Raw genomic sequence first — 17331 nt, forward strand, 5'->3', positions numbered from 1 at the left:
AATCGGAAATAGAAAGGTTGAAGCTCGCTTCTCCATGATAATAAATATCTCCGGTCCCTACTTCTTTGTAAGCGCCTGTTTTTTTCTTTTCGATCTGAATCGTTGGGCTGGTCTTCTCCACTACGATCTCATCGCCCTTTTCTTCATCGATGTCACTTGGCTTGGTCACAGAAGATTCATTCCCTGCGACGTCCTTTGCTTTCGCAGAAAGGACTTTCCGGTACACTTCGCCTTCTTTTCCCTCAATGTTAAACGTAGCCTTTACAGTGCCGTTCTTTTGTTTCACGAGACTGTCTCCGGTAGCTTCGCCGATTACAGACACGCCGCTTTGTCCTTTGTCATCTCCATAAAGGGTGATGGACTCCATCCCGGAGCTTACCACGTCATCATTGTCCTGATCTTCGTCGGTGGCCGTTACCGTCACCTTGACCCCTTCCTTGCAGAAGATACCGCCGGTCAGCCAGCGGATGAACTTGGACGCAAGATTGTCGTGGAGGGGGGAGAACTCATACGATACGATTTCCGGGGGGTGGGGGTCGATTTGGATCTTGTAGGGGATAGGGGTCTTTGTGATACAATCAATACGATTTTGAGCCCAAATGTAATAAGTCTCATCCACGCCCTCTTTCCCTGCCGGCACCTCAAACGTAAACTGACCATTGACAGGTTTATCAATAACTTGTGCCGCCGTTAAATTCTCTGAGGTTCCATAATGAATTTTAGTTACGATATGATTACCATCCGCATCAATTTTAGGATCTAAGTCCGCATCAATCGTAACCGTTACCTTATCCTTACCCCAGCCTGTGGTCTGCTTATTCCCTCCATTTGTCCAGCTGCCTTTGGCTGTGTCTGTGATCTTGTTGATAATAGGAGGAGTTTTATCCACGTTTACCCGTATCATCTGAGGTGTGACCGTCTTATTCCCTGCTTGGTCATAAGCCCAGACATATAACTCCCCATTTACAGTCTCATCCAAGACAAAAGAATAACTTCCATCCTCTTCTACAGAGGCAGTATAAACTTTATCTGCTTTTGTCTCAAAAGTATCTTGCTCAAATGTTGTTGATCGAACCCCATACCGTATTTCCTTCAATCCGGAACCAGAGTGAGCATCCGATGCCTTCCCACTAATAGTCACATCTTTCCCGGTGGGGTCTGCATCCGCATTACTGTGAATCGACTCTACCGTAGGAGCCTCTTGATCAACTTTCACTTCAATGACCTTTAAATCAGATTTATTCTTTTTTCCATCATACGCCCAGATGTAATAGGTCGCTTCGGTACTACTGTAGATCGGAATGTGAATCGTTTGATCTTCGGCATTTTCAGCAATCACATGACCACTTTCTTCATACGTATCATGTTTATAAAAAAATCGATACATGTCTTTATTATTCGTGTACTTATACCGATAAGGAGTATCTTGTGAAGACTTCCCGCCTTTTATCTTTCCTGTAATGATAACATCCTGATTGCTCCATACGGTATCCGGTGTTTTCGTTAACTCCTCAATCCGGATCTCTCCTTGATCCTCATCCTCTGTCTGATCCGCATAAACTTCCAGTGAATACATGGAGACACTTTGAAATAGCACCAGTATCGCAACTGCCATTGATAACAGCCTTTTATATAACTTTCTCATAATGACTCATCTCTCCTTTGTAGATATTGTTCTTTAAAAATTTATTTTTCTTCTTTTACTTATAATATTTATAATTACTCCATTCGAAACTAGACATTGCTCAAAACCTTCCGTAACTATTTCACCTGCTTCACCCTGCTATAAGCACCATAGACTTTTTTACCTGCAGAATCTTTCTGATACGCTCTCACACGAATATAATAGGTACTTCCCTTCTTACACCCTTTTAGGGTTTTCATAAGCTTTCTTGTGGAAACATTCTTAACCTGTTCCGTAAATGTCGCATTGGTCGCATAAGAAATCTGAAATCCATCGGTGTTCTTTTGTTTCTTTAAAGTCACTTCAAGTTTGTCTCCTGTGACTTTTACAACTTTTGTCACCTTCGATGCAGCCGGCTTCTTGACCTTCCTCCACTTCGCATATAACGTATAATTCTTTTTGCTTCTTTTAGAAATAGCAGTTACCTTCTTGGTCATCCGTCTATTCGTATACCATCCTTTGAACAGGTAGCCTCTACGAATTGGATCCTTTAACGTAATCTTTTTCTTATAATAAGTAGATGGATTGGATTTCCGATTCCTTCCTCCATTTAATTTGTAATCAATCTGATAACCTACTGTTATCCTACAAGTCGCTCTCTTCCTGCTTCCATCTTTGGAAATAACGGTTATCGTAGTCGTCCCATATCGTTTCGCTGTAATCACACCACTTTGACTGACCGTTGCCACTCTTTGATTGGAGCTTTTATAAGTCACTCCTTTATTATCCGCATTACTTGGTCGAATCGAAGTCCGTAACGTAAAGTTCTTTCCTTTTCGAATCGTGGCTTTTGTTTTATTCAGTTTGATTTTGGATACCTTGACCGTATCCCTTACTTTGGCTGCCACAACAACGTCATAGTCTGGCATGGGAAACATTTTTTTGTTTAAATCAATTGAAGTCTTCTTACTTGGAGCCTTCGCTTTATAATAATAAAGCGCTGACAGCTTTTTCCCTTTAGCACAACGAACACTTACCTTGACTGTTTCCCCTTTAATTCCTGTAACGGAATTAGCTGAATCACTTCCATACTTCGGTGTCAGATTCGTCAGCTTGATCGCTGCCTTCTTTTGACTGGTAGTTACCAATGCTTTCCATTTGGGTAAAATGTAAATGGCATCCGCTTTACTATATCCAGATATAGATTCATTTCCAACTATGGATAAGCTGTTCACTCGAGTTAAACTATTTAGATCCTGTCCTTCAAAGTAGGCCATCTGCCGACCCGGATTAAGATCTCCAAAATATACAAACTGATTTTGAGCATTCTTTCTTGAACTAAAGGCATTAGATGCTTTTGCATAGGCTTTTACCTCTCCCCCATTAAAATGAATCTGCCCATAAAAAGAATAAAGACTATCCTTGCTCTTACCTGTGCTTATCGCTGTCACGTGACTTCCCTCGTTAAAATATAGATCACCCTTATACGCTTCAATGGCCCGCATAACAGAATTTACCGTTAAAGTTCCACCATTGGCTTCAAACCGGGAATTCTCCCCTGCTAAGTAAACCCCCGCACTATATGCTCCTTTTCCTGTTACGGTCACGTTTCCACCATTTTGAATAAATTGATTCATAATGACAGCATTAAAATTATTTGCTACTATATTTAGTGTTCCACTGTTTATATAAGCCTTTCCTTGAGAATGAAGTCCTCCACCAGCGCAATACATGGTAATATTGGCGTTAAATATTAACTTAGCTCCTTTATCAGTGGTATTATATTTACTGTTAAATAAAATTCCTTCACATAACGAATTAATTGTTAATCTTCCAGAACCTTTGATTGTAAACGTATAGATTCCATCAGATTTATAGTAAATCCCAAAACCTGTTGTATTCGTATTACTAGTAATCACGTTATTTCCAACCAATACAATATCAAAATCTCCAGGAGCGTAGCTATAATCAATCTCCTTTCCTTGATAATTATTCAAAGTCAGCGTAGCATTCCTTATTCCATTTGCAGGAGCAAAATTCCAAGTACCTCCCGAACTTCCTTTCCCACTGGAGGAAACGTATGGATTTACGCTGGTTCCATCAATGGTCAAGGTCGCGGTCTCTGCGAAAACCGTTTTCTTCATCCCGACCAACATCAGCAATGCAACTGCTAATATCAGGAAACTCCGTATGTATTTTACTTGTCTTTGTCTTACCATAATTACCCTTTCTTTCTGCATTCCTATTTATCCTCTCCTTCATTCCTTTTCTTTCAAGAAATAATTTACAACCTGAAATCTTCTCATAAAAAAATGCATCCCTGTTAGGAACAGTTATGCAAGGCTTTCATCATCATTTATTTTAGCATTAAATATTCGGAAGTTTCATATTTAAACAGACTCTCCCCTTGTCCCTCATTCCCTCGTCTATATTATAACAAACTTGTTATCTACTTCCAAGACAAAATATTCCAGCGAAACGATTAAGTTGTCTAATAATTCATTTGACTTTTCATATATTTTCTCTTTATTATATTCACTTAAAACGGAAGCCGTAACCTTCCGTCAATATTCCCATAAAATGATTTGTGTAAACTCTTATGCCATGGAAATGAGACTTAAAACGAATAGCAGGCTCTCCTGCTATTCGTTTTGCTTAAGGCTCATTGTAATGTCCGGCATAACCGTTGGAGCAAAGCATTTTATGGGAATATTTTCAACACTTACAACTATTTCACCATCGCATGTCTACTAAATATAAATACCCAATATAAAGGAAACACTATATATAAGTACAAAAATATGGTTAGACCCCATACAGGAATCTAACCATTGAACTTAACTAAATAACATTGAGTTTATACCTTAACACAACATGCCAGCTTCTTCGCTAAGAAAACAGCCAGGATCATCTTAATCATATCCGGAATAATAAAAGGAAACACGCATAAACCAAGTACCGATAAAAGACTGATAGAACCTGATTTTTGTATGTAAACAAACATAAACCACGCTGTTCCTATTGCATAGCATACTGCTAATCCAAGAATCATAGCAATAAAAGATATATATGTCTTATTTCCGAATATTCCAGTAATCAACCAATATATCAGACCCATGAAAATAAAACCAATTATATAACCACCGGTCGCTCCCAGAAGAGCACCAACCCCTCCATTAAACCCTGCAAACACTGGTATTCCAACAACCCCCAGAAGTATATATACTATGATAGAGCAAGTACCAAGTTTCCCTCCCAGCAAGCATAAAGCACAAAAAATTGCAAATGTTTGAAGTGTAAACGGCACAACTGTAGGAACATAAATCCAGGAACAAATAGTAATCAAAACACTGAACAATGCTATATAGACGAGATTCAGGGTTTTGAACTTAGATTTTTTTGATTCCATCACCATAAAAACTCCTTTCATAAATAAAATTTTTAATATTCTTTATACTGTATGCTTATATGGACAATTTAGTATTACTTTAATATGGTGCAGATACCAAAACGTTAAAAATGCAAAAAAAATGCTGCCACACCAACGACTTTTCAATCGTTAGTGCGACAGACACTTTTATAACATTATTAATCGGGATGACAGGATTCGAACCTGCGGCCTCGTCGTCCCGAACGACGCGCTCTAGCCAAACTGAGCCACATCCCGTTTCTTTTACCACAAAATATATTACCATAAAATTTCTAATTTGGCTACCTATACTTTTCAATTGTTAAAAAAAATTTTCCTTTCTTTGTCTCTCCTCCTATTTTTCGAAACCAGAAACGTCCTTGTCCTCTTACTGAAATTAAATCTCCTTCCTGTAAAATATGACTTGGATTTTGAATACATCTGCCATTTACAAATATTTTCTTTTCCTGCAAATATTCTAAACTTTGTTTTCTTGATAAATGATAAACAGCTGCAATCACAACATCAAGGCGAAATGAACTGACCGGCATACTTTCACTTTTTAGAACAGGTTTCCAATCATTTGTCAATTCTGTTTCTACCATTTCTACTTTTACAGATGTATGATGGATGCGGTCAAGATTAGTTATAATATAATCCGACATATTTTTTTGACAATAGAGATAAGCTTCTTTATTTTTTACAAAAATATCACCTATAGTACTTCTTTCAATTCCTAAATTTAAAAGTGCACCCAAAAAATCTCTATGAGCCAACATATCTGCATATTTAAATGAGACCGGATAAACATGAAGACAAGAAATCGGAAATTCTCCCTGATATCCAAAAAGTGCGCATGATCCAAAACCAATCATCTGACGTTCACAAAAATCTTCTCCTCCAAATAATTGATAGGGAACATGCGGTATCAATGGTAACACTTGATAAAAGATATCCTGTTCCATCATATTTAAAAATCCAGTATATGTATATAAATTTTGTGTATAAGCTTTATCTGCTAACTCAACAAAACGTTTCTTAAGCTGTTCTACTTTCTGCATTTTAAATCCGCCTGAATTCTTCTAATAGTTTTCGATCTATAACAAAGCGATTATCCATCGTTTTCATAACATCAGCAATTTGAATCTGCTTAAAAACTTTATTATTCCCTAAATCATATATTTGATTATCTTTAAATCCTAATACCATCGGACGTTGTATATCTTCAGAATTTTCGTTAATTACCAAACCTTTTTCTCCATTTGACAATTCTACACATAACCCCGGCGGCAGTATATAAATACTGTCAATCAATGCCTTGACTACTTGTTCTGAAAAAGCTTTGGGCATAGACATTAACATCCGAATTGCACTAATTTCTGAAATTGGATTTTTGTTTAATCTCATAGTCGTAAGACGGTCATAAGCTTCAGCAGTTAGGACAATACTTGCGTCTACTGAAATTCTGGGAAATACATTCGTTTTTGTGTTATATAACTCATCTAGACCGCGATGAATCTGTGTTAATAATTTTGTAACTTTAACGGAAGTTTCCTTATTAACTTCTACACTATTGATAGCCTCTGTACGACTTTTTCTGACTTCTTCCAATTCTTTCTCATCAAAACCTTCGAATTTATTCATTAAATTCGGCTTCAATTTTAGATGTGAAACATCATGCACCAATGCTGTTAAAACAATATCCAATGTTCTTGGCTGATCTATTTTCAGCTTTTTTGAAATTAATGCCGACAGCATTGCAACATTAAGAGAATGTTTAAATAAATAATCTTCAGTGCTTCTTATATCCTGAATAAAGTTTATCTTATCTTTCAGGCTTCCATATTTCTTGATAATATCTTCAGCAAGACCTTTAAGATTCTTAGTCTTTTTGTTCTGTATCAAAAATTTCAAGTCATTTTTCAGAGAGAATACAGACATGGTCTGAAATCTTTCAAACTCTCTTTCTTCCTCTGACAACGGCGGCAAAGGTTCTGCAGGTTCTAAAATATATAGGCCTAGCAATCCAAAATTTTTAATACTGGTTATCCCCTGTGCCGTAATTTTTGTGTCTCGGTCATAAAGTAATACACCATTTTTGTTAAAAATGGGTTTTGCTAATCGCATTCCTACTTTCAAATCTTCCATCTTGATAAAAAGCAAACTTTACACCCTTTCTATTTGTAAATTCTTACTATATTCTATTATAAGCCAAATTCCGAAAAAACTCAACATATGCTTACTTGAGTTACAACAAATTGTAACAAAAGTATTAATCACAGTTATGATGAAGAAACAGACTCATACTATTTTTATTTTTTTTAATAGTTGACAGCTATGATAAAATAGAAATAATTTAATGAATTACCAAACCATAATAAATAGAGGTGAATTATATTGAAAAAAAAGTTTATTATTGTATTATTAATTACAATTTTATCTTTATCAGGATATTTAAGTTATCGAATATATCATGATAAGTTAGAAGAACCATATAGACTTGTAGTAGAAAATTCTACTAGAAATATTTTTGAAGATACTATTTTTGAAGATAAAACAAAAGAACTTAATGCAGATGGAGTTTATGACTTAGGATTTAATAAGAACCGTAAGTTAATATTTAAAAATCCAGAAAAAGCGTTAAAAAATGCATTAGAAGATTTTTCGGATGCATTCAAAGCAATCCAAAAAGAATATAATTTGAAAAATATTAGAATTCACAACTATAACGTTATTCATGATTACACTATGGAGTATTTTCCTGATGATGAAAAATTAATGAAAATGGTAGGAATCGCACAGGGAATCATAGACATATATGAAAATAGTTTCTATGAGTTTGAGAATATGCCGAATTAATTATATATTAAATTTATTCATATATATCACCTAGGTGTTGTTGCAAAACTGACGAATTGAGTCAGGGTGCAACAGCACCTATTAGTGTGTCAATTTTAATGTTTTATGTATCTCATAAATAATATAAAAAATAGAATTGCAATTCCAATTCCCAGAGGGTAGGCAATCATTTTAGACCACTGAAATCCTTCAGGTGCAACCATGATATAAACAGATATTACTGCGGACATAAAAACCGCAGGTATCGTAGCAATCCAATGATTACGTTTGTTGAAAGCTAGAAATGCTGCAGCAGTCCAAAGTACAATCATAGCTAATGTTTGGTTAGACCATGCAAAATACCTCCATATAATTGAAAAGTCAATACGTGTTAAAACAAACCCAATAACAAACAACGGTATTGAAATTTTAAAACGATTTAGGATCGGCCCCTGCTTTAATCTTAACGCATCGGCTATCGTTAAACGTGCTGACCTAAATGCCGTATCTCCGGAAGTAATCGGACAGGCTACTACACCCAAAATGGCTAAAACACCACCAATTTTACCAAGCAGGGTGTTGGAAATTATGTTTACTACATAAGCAGCTCCGCCATTGGCAGACATTGCTTCTCCTAACGCATTAATGGAACCAAAAAAGGACATTGAAGCAGCAGCCCAAATTAAAGCAACAATACCTTCGGCAACCATAGCTCCATAAAATATTCGTCTCCCTTGTTTCTCTGATTTGATACAACGTGCCATAATTGGTGATTGTGTAGAATGGAAACCTGAAATAGCCCCACATGCGATTGTAATAAATAAAAGAGGCCAAATAGGCAGCCCTTCAGGATGCATATTTACTAATTGTATTTCTGGTATTTCATATCCACCAAAGATGATTCCACAAATTACACCAAATGCCATAATAAATAGAATGAATCCAAAAATCGGATAAACTTTACCGATTAATTTATCAATAGGAACTAGAGTTGCAATTAAATAATAGGCAAAAATAATATAAATCCAAACAGATTTACTAATTGGAGTTATCCCTTGTAACAATCCTGCCGGCCCTGCAATAAAAACGACACCAACCAAAACTAGTACAATAACACTAAATATACGCATAAAGTTCTGCAGCCCTTTTCCTAAGTACTTTCCAACAACCTCCGGAATACTTGCCCCGTCATTTCTTAGCGATAACATTCCCGAAAAATAATCATGTACGCCCCCTGCAAAAATCGTCCCCAGTACAATCCATAAAAAAGAGACCGGCCCCCACAGCGCCCCCGCTATAGCTCCAAAAATGGGCCCTAATCCAGCAATATTTAGAAATTGTATCAAAAAGATTTTCCAAGTCGGTAAAGGAACAAAATCTACTCCATCCTTCAATCTTATCGCCGGAGTTTCCATTGAATCATCGGCTCCAAATACTTTTTCAACAAATTTTGAATAAAATACATATCCTAAAACTAACCCCATCAAACTTAAAACAAATGAAAACATAATACTCCTCCTCCAATCTGATAAATGAAAACAGCCGTTTGATTTCTACTATTCTGCCATTCAGTTTCTCAATTTACTACTTCCCCCGTTTAAATCGATATTGGTATGCCGGAATTTTAGCCAGCCCATCATTTAAAATCTCATTTTTCAAGTATCGTATGCCACCATCTTCTAAGAACTGTACTGTGAGTTGGTGACTCATAACTGCATCACTACCGGCCATCTCACAAACTACATCTATAGTTAAAGTTACAGTTTTATCCACATTCTCTTTTATATCCGTTACCTCTGGTGCAGAGGTACCAAATGCATTAGGGGAATAATTACGACATCCAAGTATTGTCCAACTATAGGTCTGACTTTTAGGATCAAAAACAGCATATTGCTGTAGTTCCTCTGCTGTAACAGGAAGAAATTCTTTCATCAGACTTTCAAATTCCTCTTTTGGAATACCCTTGGAATACTGCTCAGAATCAAATTGCTTCTTATGCTTTATAAAATATAAATATTGGAACAGACCATTATAATCTAAATCCTCCATATGATTGGCATCCCAATTAGAACATAGAAGATTATTTCCCTGATATCCTAGATCACACAAACACTTCTCAGCAATCCTATTAAATTCTTCGTTTAATGGTTTTACCCGAACCATAACATTTCCGTTTATTACCTCTGAAACCTCCGGAGGCTCTGGCACACAATATTCAAAAATAAACCATCCTTTTTCTGTATATTTCCAATTTTTTATTTTGTTATAAGAGGTGGCCGAAATCGTTGGCTCATTTTTTTCATTCCAAGAGGTTCCTGTATCCAGTACATACATATCTGATCCATCATAAATAAATTTCCTTCTGCAGATATTACCTCCAAAATAAATCTCATATAGAATAATTTCTCCCTTTTTTCCTTCCAAAGAATCTATCAAAAAGGCTTCCATTTTCTCATAATTACACATATTGTAATGAAATCCATTTATTGTAACAGGATAACCAATTGTCTCCACCACATTCTGCATTTTCTCTGCAGTTTTGTTTGAAATAGCTACATTTGCAGCCTCTCCCTTATCAGCCTTCTCATAAATTTTTTTAATTCTATTCATGACCATTTTACAGTCTGTTTCTGATTCTATTCTATCCTCATCATTAACAGGAAGATCATATCCCTTTTCCTTCACATCCACTTCTCTTTTGCTTCCCTTATCCTTTTTCTGTTTTTCTACAGCCAAAAGTTCTTTTTCTTCCAGCCCTTTTCCCTGTTTGCAAGCTACAAATAAAAAAGTACAGACTACTACTGACATCAATAACAACACGATTTTTTTTGGATTCATACAAAATCACCTCTATTCTTTGGTATAATATGAAATGTAAATAACATAATTACCATTATTCTGCCGCTCCATAATAATTCGCCCACTCCTCATCTGTAAGCCTGTCTCTATACCATGTTGGCTCCATATTTTCTTTTGAGTGAATTACATGATTCGATACATATTGAAATCTTCCATCTGTCAACGGTCTTATAACTACCACATGGCTGAAAGCCTTTGCCAGATTCTCTTCCGGCCAAACAGCATTTACAGTAAGCATAATTGTTCCATCTTGTTCCTCATTATAAGAGACCACCTCTGGATAAGGGATATTCGGAGTGGGAGCAAAATCAAACATTCCTCTTGGTCTGTATTGATAAGTTTTACTGCCAGCATGATAAACTGTCTTCTGCTGTAGAATTTGACTATTTATTTTAAAGTATGACTGAAACACGTCTTGAAATTCTGTTTTTGGAATTTCATAAGATTTTCCCTCATGTTCCGATTTATCACTAACAGGCTTTCCATATTTTAACTGATACATCCTTTCATATAAATCATAAAAATTTAACTGCTTATAATCTCCCTCACTCCAATCTGTAGTAAACATATTATTCAAATTATACCCTATTGGTATAAGATATTTTCGATTTAATTCCCGACTTCTTTCATCCAGTGCTTTCACCCGAATTGCAGTATGACCGGAAGGACCGTCAAATCCTGGCATATGATATTGTTCAAAAAACAAATATCCTTCCTCAGAATAGACCCAAGTATGTGCAAAATACTCTTCTCTATAGTTTACTTCTGGCATTTTATCTTTCCATGTAATGGAAGTTCTTATTACTTCCACCTTACCTTCTTTAGTATTTAAGTCATAACGAACAAAACCGCCGTTGTACAACACACAAATAATTGTAATTTCCGCTTCTTCCTTATTTTCAACCTTTTCTGCAAACTGTTTTACTTTATTAGGGTTCACCATGTCAACTTGGTTTTCATTATCCACAGCTGCATATCCGGCTTCCCCTAGTAATTTAACAATACTTTTCACAGTATCTAAGTTTAATTGGTTTTCCTCATTGAGCGCATGCTCATAAATCTCCCGGTAAAACTCGGCTATTTTTTTTGAATCCTTAAAAATCTCTTTTTCCGCATCTTTTATATTCTGTACCGTTTCATTTGCATCCTTTAGAATGATAGATTTATCAATATTGCATCCAGAAATTCCAAATGAGATCATGACCATTGTTATCAATAATTTACTTCTTTTCATTTAGAACACCCCCATTAATTAATTCATTAAAGTTTAGATATGCATTCCTATTAATCCTCTCTTTTATCCCTTTTCTTTCAAGAAAAAATTTACAAACTAAAATCTTTCATAAAAAAATGCATCCCTGTTAGGAACAGTTATGCAAGATTTTCATCTATCATTTATTAAACATTAAATGCTCGTAAGTTTCATTTTAAATCAGACTCTCCTCTTGTCCCTTATTCCTTTGTCTATATTATAACAAATTTGTCAACCACTTCCAAGGCAAAATATTCCAATAATATAACTGAGTTATAAAAAAAAATTTCTCACAATATAAAATATTATAACAAAATCTAAGTGCTCCCTAAAATACAAAATACATATCTGGAAATTCACACAAACCCTTCAAACTTAATTTCCAGTAAATTCAACCTAACAAAAAACAAACCGGAGCCATAACCTTCCGTAAATATTCCCATAAAATATTTTGTGCAAACTCTTATGCCATGGAAATGAGACTTAAAACGAATAGAAGGCACTCCTGATATTCGTTTTACACAAGGCTCATTGAAATGTTTGGCATAACCGTTGGAGCAAAACATTTTATGGGAATATTTCCAACGCTTACATCCCTTTAAAGATTATTCATATTATTAAAACAATGTAATAATATCTATTAGAATAACATCTACATGTCTATTGCATAAATATATATTTGTGATATAATAGCTCTGACAATTATAAATAAGGAGAACTTAATGAGCGATTTTATTTTTAGTTTAACCATTACGATACCCATTTTTCTAATCATTTTTTTCGGCTGGTTCCTAAAAAAAGCAGGAATATTTTCCACTGAATTTACAAAATCCGCTGACAAATATATTTTTAAAGCAGCACTACCACTTCTTTTATTTAAAGATATTGCAACCGCCAACATACAAGATGTATTTCGATTAAAATTTGTATTATACTGCTTAATAAGTACAACCATCATGTTTCTCGGGGTTTGGTTTTTTACATCACTTTTTATGAAAGATAAATCCATGGTAGGAGCTTTTACACAAGCTTCTACGCGGGGAAGTGCAGCCGTTTTAGGAATTGCCTTTGTCGAAAACATTTATGGAAATACAGAATTGGCCGCTCTTATGATAATGGCAGCAGTACCATTATATAATATATACTCTGTTATTATTTTGACATTTTGTTCTAATACTTGTGATAATACTATATCCCGAATTAGAGAAGCATTTATAAATGTATTGATAAATCCCATTATTATATCTATATTTATTGGTTCAATTTTTGCAATTCTTAAAATACCAATTCCTACAATACCTATGAAATTCATCTCATGTATCGCGGATACTGCAACACCAATTGCACTCATGGTTATTGGTGCCGGATTCGAAGGAAAACAAGCCATTGCTAAAATCAAACCTGCATTGACCGCTACCTTTATCAAGTTGATTGGAATACCTGCATTGTTCTTTCCTTTTACACTTGCATTGGGATTCCGCGATTGTGAATTAGTATCTATTTTGGTCATGCTTGGTTCACCTACAGCAGTGACCTGCTATATTATGGCAAAAAATATGGGCAATGATTACATACTAACATCTAATATTGTGGTGCTTGCAACTTTATTTTCTTCCCTTTCTTTAACTCTATGGATATTTCTATTAAAAAGTAACGGTTTTATATAAATTAGCAAAATCTCACGATTTTTTTTTAAAATTTCTGTCGTTAATTAATTTTCCCCTCTTTTTATCAGCCTTTTCATTTTTTTAAAAAGTATGTTTTCTAATGGTGCATAGAAATCTAGCATGCTATACTTATTTTGTTTGTTTGAATTAAATAATTTACAAATTTTTAGTACGAAAGGAAACTACAAATGAATCATCAAAAAGCACTAAATATCCGTTACCAACTTTCTCACAGTCTTTACTGGTTTTCAAATTGTACTCTGTATGGTTTTGCAACAGTCTATTTACTAAATATGAATTTCGATAATACACAAGTTGGAGTCGTATTGGCTTTTGGAAATATTTTATCTGTATTTTTGCAACCTGTTATAGGCTCCTTTGCAGACAAGACCTCAAAAATATCTTTAAAAACTTTAACCAGTTTATTCGCTTTCATAGCTTCCAGTCTTGGTGTTATTTTAATCTTTTTACCTGATATCGTCTGGGCTGTGGGTGGACTGTATAGTATTATGATAGCTCTTGTCTTATTAGTCATTCCTTTAATGAGTTCCGTATGTATCGAATACTGTAATGCAAACTGTTATATCGACTATGGACTGGCCCGTGGAATTGGCTCTATTTTTTACGCTGCAGCATCGATTAGTCTTGGTATACTGATTGAGCGAACCGGAGCTCAAATACTACTTCCAATCTTCATATTTGTGTTTTTTTTATTGGCAGTTGTTATGTTTACCTTCCAATCACCTGCCAAAATAGTTCAAAACTGTTCTTTCACAAATACTAGCGGTGGATTATTTTATTTTATTAATACATACCGGCGCTTTTCCTTTTTATTAATTGGTATCGTATGTCTGTTTTTTTACCATACCATATTAAACACTTACTTTATCAATATTATACGAAACCTTGGCGGTAACAGCAGCCACCTTGGAATTTCACTAAGTATCTCTGCAGCAATGGAACTTCCTGTAATGGCCTCATTTTTTTATTTGCTAAAAAAAATAAAGTGCAGTACTATTTTAAAAATTTCAGGAATCTTCTTTACTGTTAAAACATTTATAATAATTTTAGCTCCAAATATAGCTACTATATTTTTCGCTCAGTCTATACAGTTTTTAAGTTATGCTCTATACACTCCTGCTATCGTATACTATACAAACAAATTGATGAAGCCAGAAGACAAAGTCAAGGGCCAGGGTTACGCTGCCATGGCTGCCTGTGTTGCCGCTGTATTTGCAAATCTTGCAGGGGGCGCACTACTTGATCGTTTTGGTATTTTTACAATGCTTTTGGTAGGAACCATAGTTTCCTGTATTGGAACATTATTTGTACTCATATATACAGAAGATGTTAATTAAAGTTTAACACCTTGAGAATAACATGGTTGACAATGGCATAAAGTAAATCATAATAGTCATGATTAGAGGAATGTCTTTATGAAACGAAATGCCATTGTCTCTTCTTTTATTTTTATAATATGTCTTATGTTTCTTGTTTTTGGATGTAATAAAAAAAAGAGTTCCACTGTTTCGTCTTTTAATAATTATTTAAATGATATTTTTCGTTCTGAAATCACGAGCAATACAATTAATCTTCATTATACACTCAAAAATCCATCCTCTTATGGTATAAAAAAATACCCTATTACCTTAAACAATTATTCAAAAGAAACCTTTCAAGATTCTGCTGCAGCCCTCGAAAACTATCAGGCTGTTCTGGAATCATTTCCATACGATTCTCTAAATACAAATCAAAAAATAACCTACGATATTTTAAACAACTATTTCTCGACAGAATTATCTTCTAAACAGTTGTATCTATATTCAGAACCTCTAAATATGTATACAGGTGTACATTCCCAACTTCCTATTCTTCTTGCTGAATACAGGATTGATAATGAAAAAGATATAAAAGAGTATTTATCGCTGCTTTGTTTGGTCGATGAGTACTTAAAAGACGTTTTGAATTTTGAAAAACAAAAATCAAAGGCTGGACTTTTTATGTCTCCTTCCTCTGCAGAAAAAATAATAAATCAATGTTCTGATTTTATAAAAGATCCTTCCGCCAATTATTTGATTGATACTTTTGAAGATAGAGTAAATAAGACAAATTTATCTTCCAGAAAACGGAGAAAGTATATCGCTCAAAATAAGAAAGCCATAGAAAAGCATATAATTCCTGGATATAAAGCTTTAATCACAGGATTAGAATTAATAAAAGACACCGGTGTTAATAAACAGGGACTGTGCTATTTCCCAAAAGGTAAAGAATTCTATGAGTATTTAGTGAAATACAATACCGGTTCCTCAAGATCAATGAAAGAAATCACTTCTCTTATTGAAAAGCAACGTATGCAAGACCTACATGATTCGATTAAAATAATCAATAAAAGTCCTGCCATACTTTCTAAGGCCTCACTCAGTTTAGAAATCTCTTCTCCGGAACATATTGTCGAATACTTAAAAGAAAAGTGTAAAAAGGATTTTCCTTCACCTATTAATGTAAATTATTCCATTAAATATGTACACTCTTCCTTGAAAGATGTAATAGGGCCTGCTTTTTATTTACAACCGCCTATTGATAACCCAAATGAAAATTTTATATATATTAATAAAAGCAGTCTAACAAATGACTTAGAGTTGTTTACAACTTTAGCACATGAGGGATATCCCGGACATCTTTACCAAAACGTAATGTCTACAGAAACTTCAAATAATCCACTTTTATGTATTACAGATTACTGTGGGTTTTCTGAAGGATGGGCCACCTATGTAGAGATGTACTCCTATTCTTTGGCTGGAATTGATCAAGATTTGGCAGATTTATTACAAATGGATCGTTCCATCTTATTAAGTTTATATTCTACTTTAGATATAGGAATTCATTTTGAGGGATGGTCTATCAAAGACACGCAGAGGTTTATGGCCGATTTTGGAATCGATGATATAAGAGCAGTCGTAAATACCTATAATACCGTTGCCGCAAATCCAGCTTATTATTTGAGATATTATGTCGGTTATCTGGAATTTCTCTCATTAAGAGACATTGCAAAAGATGCTTTAGGTGATGATTTTAATTTAAAAAAATTTCATGAATTTCTTGTAGAATTTGGTCCGGCACCATTTACTGTTATTGAAAAATATATGCAAAAATGGATTGACTCTCAAAAAAGTCAATCCTGATATTCTTTAAAAAAATTATTCAAATTTGTTAAGGCACGAACCAAAATTTGAGCTTCCTCTTCTGTCATACCTTCAACAGTCGCTCTTATCATTTTTTCGTGAAAATCTTGATGGTGTCGGAATGCTTTCTCACCTTTTAAAGATAAAGAAATCAAAACAACTCTTCGATCTTTCTCACTACGCATGCGTTCCACATAACCTTTTTTCACAAGATTATTGATTGCAATCGTCAAAGTACCTACCGTTACCGATAAATCTTTCGCTACCGCTGACATATTGCGCGCGCAATCCAGGCCAATCGCTTCGATAACGTGCATATCATTATTTGAAATATCTTTGAATTCTTCTGTGATGATGGCTTTTTCTTCAATTGCCATAATATCATTAAAAAGATTTACTAATATTTCATGAAAAGTATTATAAACATCCACATTATCACCGCCGTTTCCTTCACTAATCAACATTATACAATAAATCTGATAAAGAGACAAGTTATAGAA

Annotated in this window: 13 protein-coding genes and 1 tRNA gene; 4 read left to right on the top strand and 10 right to left on the bottom strand. The window is 34.6% G+C overall.

What is annotated here, in order from left to right; genetic code table 11:
* From DWV06_RS12600 to DWV06_RS12625, 6 genes are all read right to left on the bottom strand, one after another.
* Window positions 1–1645 (bottom strand): hypothetical protein (locus DWV06_RS12600; RefSeq protein WP_147289859.1); only part of this gene is annotated, 1645 nt, incomplete at its 3' end.
* A gap of 116 nt (window positions 1646–1761) precedes the next feature.
* A complete protein-coding gene (locus tag DWV06_RS12605; protein WP_115482547.1) occupies window positions 1762–3864 on the bottom strand; it encodes an Ig-like domain-containing protein in 2103 nt (700 codons plus the stop codon).
* Window positions 3865–4481: 617 nt separating this feature from the next.
* Complete coding sequence (locus DWV06_RS12610) at window positions 4482–5033, bottom strand: biotin transporter BioY (RefSeq protein WP_193726024.1); 552 nt, start codon at window positions 5031–5033, stop codon at window positions 4482–4484.
* A 183-nt stretch (window positions 5034–5216) separates the two neighbouring features.
* Window positions 5217–5291: transfer RNA gene (locus DWV06_RS12615), tRNA-Pro, on the bottom strand.
* Between the two features lie 44 nt (window positions 5292–5335).
* Window positions 5336–6094, bottom strand: coding sequence for a YlmH family RNA-binding protein (locus DWV06_RS12620; protein ID WP_115482549.1), 759 nt, complete (start codon window positions 6092–6094; stop codon window positions 5336–5338).
* 1 nt (window position 6095) lies between these two features.
* Complete coding sequence (locus tag DWV06_RS12625) at window positions 6096–7196, bottom strand: HD-GYP domain-containing protein (protein WP_115482550.1); 1101 nt, start codon at window positions 7194–7196, stop codon at window positions 6096–6098.
* Window positions 7197–7430: 234 nt separating this feature from the next.
* Between DWV06_RS12625 and DWV06_RS12630 the strand changes: the two genes are divergently transcribed.
* Window positions 7431–7892: a hypothetical protein gene (locus DWV06_RS12630; protein ID WP_115482551.1), complete on the top strand. Its 462-nt coding sequence runs from the start codon at window positions 7431–7433 to the stop codon at window positions 7890–7892.
* Window positions 7893–7987: 95 nt separating this feature from the next.
* Here the strand turns inward: DWV06_RS12630 and DWV06_RS12635 are convergent, their stop codons facing one another.
* From DWV06_RS12635 to DWV06_RS12645, 3 genes are all read right to left on the bottom strand, one after another.
* Window positions 7988–9379: a carbon starvation CstA family protein gene (locus DWV06_RS12635; RefSeq protein WP_115482552.1), complete on the bottom strand. Its 1392-nt coding sequence runs from the start codon at window positions 9377–9379 to the stop codon at window positions 7988–7990.
* A 76-nt stretch (window positions 9380–9455) separates the two neighbouring features.
* Window positions 9456–10709, bottom strand: a complete 1254-nt coding sequence (locus DWV06_RS12640) for a DUF6070 family protein (RefSeq protein WP_115482553.1) — start codon at window positions 10707–10709, stop codon at window positions 9456–9458.
* Window positions 10710–10764: 55 nt separating this feature from the next.
* Window positions 10765–11964 (bottom strand): DUF6070 family protein, encoded by a 1200-nt coding sequence (locus tag DWV06_RS12645; RefSeq protein WP_115482554.1) that lies wholly within the window; start codon window positions 11962–11964, stop codon window positions 10765–10767.
* A 740-nt stretch (window positions 11965–12704) separates the two neighbouring features.
* Between DWV06_RS12645 and DWV06_RS12650 the strand changes: the two genes are divergently transcribed.
* The 3 genes from DWV06_RS12650 to DWV06_RS12660 all read left to right on the top strand — a co-directional run bounded on the left by DWV06_RS12650 (window position 12705) and on the right by DWV06_RS12660 (window position 16831).
* Window positions 12705–13649 carry an AEC family transporter gene (locus DWV06_RS12650; protein WP_115482555.1) on the top strand — a complete coding sequence of 315 codons (945 nt, stop codon included), beginning with the start codon at window positions 12705–12707 and terminating at the stop codon, window positions 13647–13649.
* Window positions 13650–13837: 188 nt separating this feature from the next.
* Window positions 13838–15007 (top strand): MFS transporter, encoded by a 1170-nt coding sequence (locus tag DWV06_RS12655; protein WP_115482556.1) that lies wholly within the window; start codon window positions 13838–13840, stop codon window positions 15005–15007.
* Between the two features lie 78 nt (window positions 15008–15085).
* The gene (locus tag DWV06_RS12660) at window positions 15086–16831 is read left to right on the top strand and encodes a DUF885 domain-containing protein (RefSeq protein ID WP_115482557.1); all 1746 of its coding nucleotides are present in this window, start codon (window positions 15086–15088) and stop codon (window positions 16829–16831) included.
* Here the strand turns inward: DWV06_RS12660 and DWV06_RS12665 are convergent.
* A complete protein-coding gene (locus DWV06_RS12665) occupies window positions 16822–17295 on the bottom strand; it encodes a MarR family winged helix-turn-helix transcriptional regulator (RefSeq protein WP_115482608.1) in 474 nt (157 codons plus the stop codon). The genes DWV06_RS12660 and DWV06_RS12665 overlap by 10 nt on opposite strands.
* Between the last annotated feature and the right edge of the window lie 36 nt (window positions 17296–17331).

The sequence above is a fragment of the Anaerosacchariphilus polymeriproducens genome, assembly GCF_003363435.1.
Taxonomy (GTDB): domain Bacteria; phylum Bacillota; class Clostridia; order Lachnospirales; family Lachnospiraceae; genus Anaerosacchariphilus; species Anaerosacchariphilus polymeriproducens.

Coding starts and splice junctions, on each gene's coding strand:
- DWV06_RS12620 (WP_115482549.1), bottom strand. CDS start 6,094: ATGCAGAAAGTAGAACAGCTTAAGAAACGTTTTGTTGAGTTAGCAGAT.
- DWV06_RS12605 (WP_115482547.1), bottom strand. CDS start 3,864: ATGCAGAAAGAAAGGGTAATTATGGTAAGACAAAGACAAGTAAAATAC.
- DWV06_RS12650 (WP_115482555.1), top strand. CDS start 12,705: ATGAGCGATTTTATTTTTAGTTTAACCATTACGATACCCATTTTTCTA.
- DWV06_RS12610 (WP_193726024.1), bottom strand. CDS start 5,033: ATGGAATCAAAAAAATCTAAGTTCAAAACCCTGAATCTCGTCTATATA.
- DWV06_RS12660 (WP_115482557.1), top strand. CDS start 15,086: ATGAAACGAAATGCCATTGTCTCTTCTTTTATTTTTATAATATGTCTT.
- DWV06_RS12640 (WP_115482553.1), bottom strand. CDS start 10,709: ATGAATCCAAAAAAAATCGTGTTGTTATTGATGTCAGTAGTAGTCTGT.
- DWV06_RS12635 (WP_115482552.1), bottom strand. CDS start 9,379: ATGTTTTCATTTGTTTTAAGTTTGATGGGGTTAGTTTTAGGATATGTA.
- DWV06_RS12655 (WP_115482556.1), top strand. CDS start 13,838: ATGAATCATCAAAAAGCACTAAATATCCGTTACCAACTTTCTCACAGT.
- DWV06_RS12665 (WP_115482608.1), bottom strand. CDS start 17,295: ATGTTGATTAGTGAAGGAAACGGCGGTGATAATGTGGATGTTTATAAT.
- DWV06_RS12645 (WP_115482554.1), bottom strand. CDS start 11,964: ATGAAAAGAAGTAAATTATTGATAACAATGGTCATGATCTCATTTGGA.